Origin of the sequence: Kitasatospora sp. NPDC007106, assembly GCF_040634455.1 — a bacterium.
Taxonomy (GTDB): Bacteria; Actinomycetota; Actinomycetes; order Streptomycetales; family Streptomycetaceae; genus Kitasatospora; species Kitasatospora arboriphila.
Genome location: NZ_JBEYFP010000574.1, coordinates 1 through 3,905, shown reverse-complemented (window position 1 = coordinate 3,905; position 3,905 = coordinate 1). Strand labels below are relative to the sequence as shown.

General features: G+C 73.7%; 4 protein-coding genes. All 4 read right to left on the bottom strand.

What is annotated here, in order from left to right; translation table 11 throughout:
• On the bottom strand, window positions 1-403 hold a 403-nt coding region (locus tag ABZ641_RS28655), incomplete at its 3' end, for an alpha/beta fold hydrolase (RefSeq protein WP_359986344.1).
• Complete coding sequence (locus tag ABZ641_RS28650) at window positions 403-966, bottom strand: gamma carbonic anhydrase family protein (protein WP_344626120.1); 564 nt, start codon at window positions 964-966, stop codon at window positions 403-405. The genes ABZ641_RS28655 and ABZ641_RS28650, both read right to left, overlap by 1 nt.
• Before the next feature lie 3 nt (window positions 967-969).
• The gene (locus ABZ641_RS28645) at window positions 970-2,157 is read right to left on the bottom strand and encodes a MupA/Atu3671 family FMN-dependent luciferase-like monooxygenase (protein ID WP_344626121.1); all 1,188 of its coding nucleotides are present in this window, start codon (window positions 2,155-2,157) and stop codon (window positions 970-972) included.
• Window positions 2,150-3,905, bottom strand: a 1,756-nt coding sequence (locus ABZ641_RS28640) for an acyltransferase domain-containing protein (RefSeq protein WP_359986341.1), incomplete at its 5' end; no start/stop codon positions are given. The genes ABZ641_RS28645 and ABZ641_RS28640, both read right to left, overlap by 8 nt.

Sequence of the window (3,905 nt, the reverse complement as noted above, 5' to 3'; positions counted from 1 at the left end):
CCGGCAGGTCCCGGCCCGCGTACGGGGGCGGTGCCTGGGCCGACACCACCACCCGCACCCGGCGGCGGTAGACCGCCCAGACCGCGTCGGCCACCGCCCAGGCGAGGGCCGCCCCCATGCTGTGCCCGACCAGCACCACGTCCTCGTACGGCAACTCGCAGATCTCCCTGGCGAGTTCCACCGAGAGGTCGTCCAGGCGGTCGGTGAGCGGCTCCGCCACCCGGTCCTCGCGGCCCTTGAGCTGGACCAGGACCACGTCCGCGCGGGCGGCCAGCGCCTGCGCCCAGCCCCGGTACGCGGACATCCCCCCGCCGGCGTGGTGGAAGCACACCACGGCCTGCCGGTGGCCGCCCGCGTACCGGCGCAGCAGCCGGCTGCCTGCCGGCCGGATCGGCGGTGCCATCAGGCGCCGGACCCGGCGTGCGGCCGTTCGCGGCCCGGCAGGATGACGGGCCGCAGCCGGGTGCGGTAGCGGTCGGCCAGCTCGCGGTACTCGGCGGCGGTCTCGTCCAGGACGGCGACGTCGCTGTCGCTGAGGGTCATCAGCACGGAGGCGGGGTTGCCGGCGATCAGGCTGCGCGGCCGGTACTGCGGGCCCGCGCTGAGCACCACACCGGCGGAGATCCGCGAACTCTCGCCCACGGTGACGCCGTTGAGGACGACGGCGCCGATGCCGACGACCGTTCCGGCGCCGATCGTGCAGCCGTGCAGCAGGGCGCCGTGCGCCACCGTGACGTCCGTGCCGAGGACCAGCGGGTGGTCGGGGTCCGAGTGCAGCATCGCGTGGTCCTGCACGTTGGAGCCGCGGCCGATGCGGACGGGTCCCTTGTCGCCGCGGACGGTCACGCCCGGCCAGAGGCTGACGTCCGCCCCGATCTCGACGTCGCCGATGACGACCACGTCGTCGAAGGCGTAGACGCTCGGGTGGATGCGGGGCTGGACGCCCTGGAAGCTGTACGTCTTCACGGCTCAGTTCTCCTGCTGGACGAGGGTGGCGAGGCGGGCGAGGCTCTGCAGGACCTCGTCCTTGGGCAGGCCGAAGTCGACGAGGCAGGCGATCTCGTCGACGCCCAGCGCCCGGAAGCCCTCCAGGGTGGCCCTGGCGCCCGCGACGTCGCCGATGAGCGAGCTGGAGGAGACGTAGCGCTGGAACACCATCTCGACGAAGGCGTCCCGGTCGTCGCCGAGGTTGTGCAGCGTGTCGGCCTTGTCCTTGGAATCGGCCTGCCCCGCGGTGGCGTGCTGGGTGACGAAGGAGCTCAGGTACTCGGTCATCGCGGGCCGCACCCGGTCCACGGCCGAGGCCGCGTCGGCGCCGACGTAGGTGTGCAGCATCAGCGAGACCACGCCCCGCGCGGGGTCGAGGCCGACCCGCTGCCGGGCGTCGCGGTAGATCGCGATCCGCTTCTCCAGCTCGGGCGGGCCGAAGTTGATCAGCGCGGAGAGCACGTTGAGACCGTTCTCACCGGCGAACCGCCATGCGTCCTCGCTCTTGGAGGAGGTCAGCCAGACCGGCAGCTCCGGCTGGACGGGGCGGGGGAAGGTCACGATCTCGTGGGTGTCGCCGAGCGGGTCCTTGCGCTGCACGGCGGTGCCGCGCCACAGGTCCTGGAGCTGTTCCCGTGCCTGGTTGAGCAGGTGGGAACGGTTCTCGTAGCCCTGCGGGTTGAGGACGAAGTCCCGGGCGTGCCACCCGGGTGCCAGCGCGAGGTCGACCCGTCCGCCGGAGAGGTTGTCGACCAGCGCCCACTCCTCGGCGGCGCGCAGCACGTCGTGGAGCGGCAGGTTGACGCTGCCGGCGCGGATCCGCACCTTCTCGGTGATCATCGCCAGTGCGGCGCCGAGGACGGCCGGGTTGGGGTAGGCGCCGCCGACCTCGGTGAAGTGCCGCTCCGGCGTCCAGATCGCGGTGAACCCGGCGCGGTCGACGTACCGGGAGACGTCCAGCAGGAGGTCGTACGGGTCACTGCCGCCGGTCAGCCCGGAGAAGAAGATGACGCCGAGGTCGGGGAGGTCCGACGACCGCCGGGCCTCCTGCGGCGCCGGGGCGGGAGCACCGACGGGGGCAGCGGTGGGGGCGGGGGCCGCCGGGCCGGACTTCAGCCGTGCCTTCAGGCCGGCCAGCCGGTCGGCGTCGAGGAAAGTGCCGTCAGACATGTGCGGGCTCCTCCAGCAGCAGTGCGGTGATCACGTCGGCGGTTTCGGAGACCGAGCTGTTCTCGTAGAAGTCCCGCACGGACAGGTCGAGTTGGAAGGTTTCGCGAAGCTTGTTGATCAGCTGGATGGCCATCAGCGAGTTGCCGCCGAGGTCGAAGAAGCCCAGGTCGGCGGAGGCGGCCGAGCCGCCGAGGAAACTCTCGAAGATCTGGCCGACGATCTGCCGGATCTCCTCCGCGGCGCCGTTCTCCTGATCCGCGGCGGCGGGAACCGCACCTCCGGGCTGCTGCGCGGGTCCGCTCGGGGCCGGCGTCGGCGCCGCAGGCGTGGCCGGGGCGGCGTCCGCGTCCACCGCGAAGCCCAGCGACGGCTCCACCCAGTGGACGAGCCTGTCGAACGCGTACGTGGGCAGGGCCGTCATCCGCCCGGCGGTGCTGTACTCCTCGACGGACACCTCCGGGTCGGCGGCCCAGCCGAGGGCGAGCGCGTCGGCGAAGGACTCCGCCTCGTGCTCCGGCTCGCCGAGGGTCTGGGCCAGTGCCGGCGCCGCCGCACCCGCCGCGGCGAAGTTCGTCCGCACCAGGTTGCTCATCGACCGGCCCGCGCCGATCTCGACGAACCTGTCGACGCCCAGCTCGCGCAGGGTGTCCACCGACCCGGCGAAGTCCACCCCGCGGACGAGGTGCTCCGCCCAGTAGTGCGGGTTGCGCGCCTCGTACTCGGTGAGCAGCCGGCCGGTGATGTTGGAGACCACCGGGATCCGCGGCGCCCGGAACTCGCAGGTCTTGAGGAAGGCGAGGAACTCGTCGGCGGCGTCCTGCATCAGCGGCGAGTGGAAGGCGTGCGAGGTGGCCAGCTGCTGGTGCTGGACGCCGACCTCGCCGGCCCGGGCGATCGCCTTCTCGATGCCGGCGTGGCTGCCCGAAAGGACCAGCTGGCGCGGCGAGTTGGTGGCCGCGACGACCAGCGTGCCGTCGCCGACGAGCTCGGCGAACGGGTCCAGGTCGGTGACGGCGAGCATCGCGCCGGGGGTGCAGCGGGACATCAACCGGGCGCGGGTGGCGACCAGTTCGGCCGCCGCGGGCAGGTCGAAGACGCCGGCGACGGTCGCGGCGACGATCTCGCCGAGGCTGTGGCCGAACAGGTAGCGCGGCGTGACGCCCGCGTCGAGGAGGGCGGTGGCGAGCGCGTACTCGACGGCGAACAGCAGCGGCTGGGCGACGGCCGTGTCCGTGATGTCGGTGCTCCCGCCCTGCTTCCCGGCGTCCAGCAGGTCGCTCAGGCGGAAGCCGGTGCGGGCGTCGACCGCGGCATTCGCCTCGGCGAGCCGGCGGGCGAAGCCCTCGTCGTGCGCGGCGAGCCCCGCGCCCATGCCCGGACGCTGGGTGCCCTGGCCGGCGAAGACGAAGGCGAGGTTGTCCGCGTCGGCCGCGGCCCCGGTGTGGTAGCGCTCGGCCTTCAGCCGGGCGACGGCCTCGGCCGGGTTCACCGCGGCCAACGCGGCGCGGTAGGGGTGGCGGGTGCGGCCCTCGCGCAGGGTGTGGGCGTACTCGGCCAGCGAGGCGTCCGGGTCGGCCGCCAGGTGTGCGGCCAGCGCGGCGCCCTGGCCGCGCAGCGCGGTCTCGGACCGGGCCGAGAAGGTCAGGATGCTCGGCCGGGCCCCGCCCGCGTCGGCGGTCCCGCTCGGCGCGGTGGTGCTCGGCGGTGGCCTTCTCGTCGCCCTCCATGGACTTGCCGCCGCCGGCGAG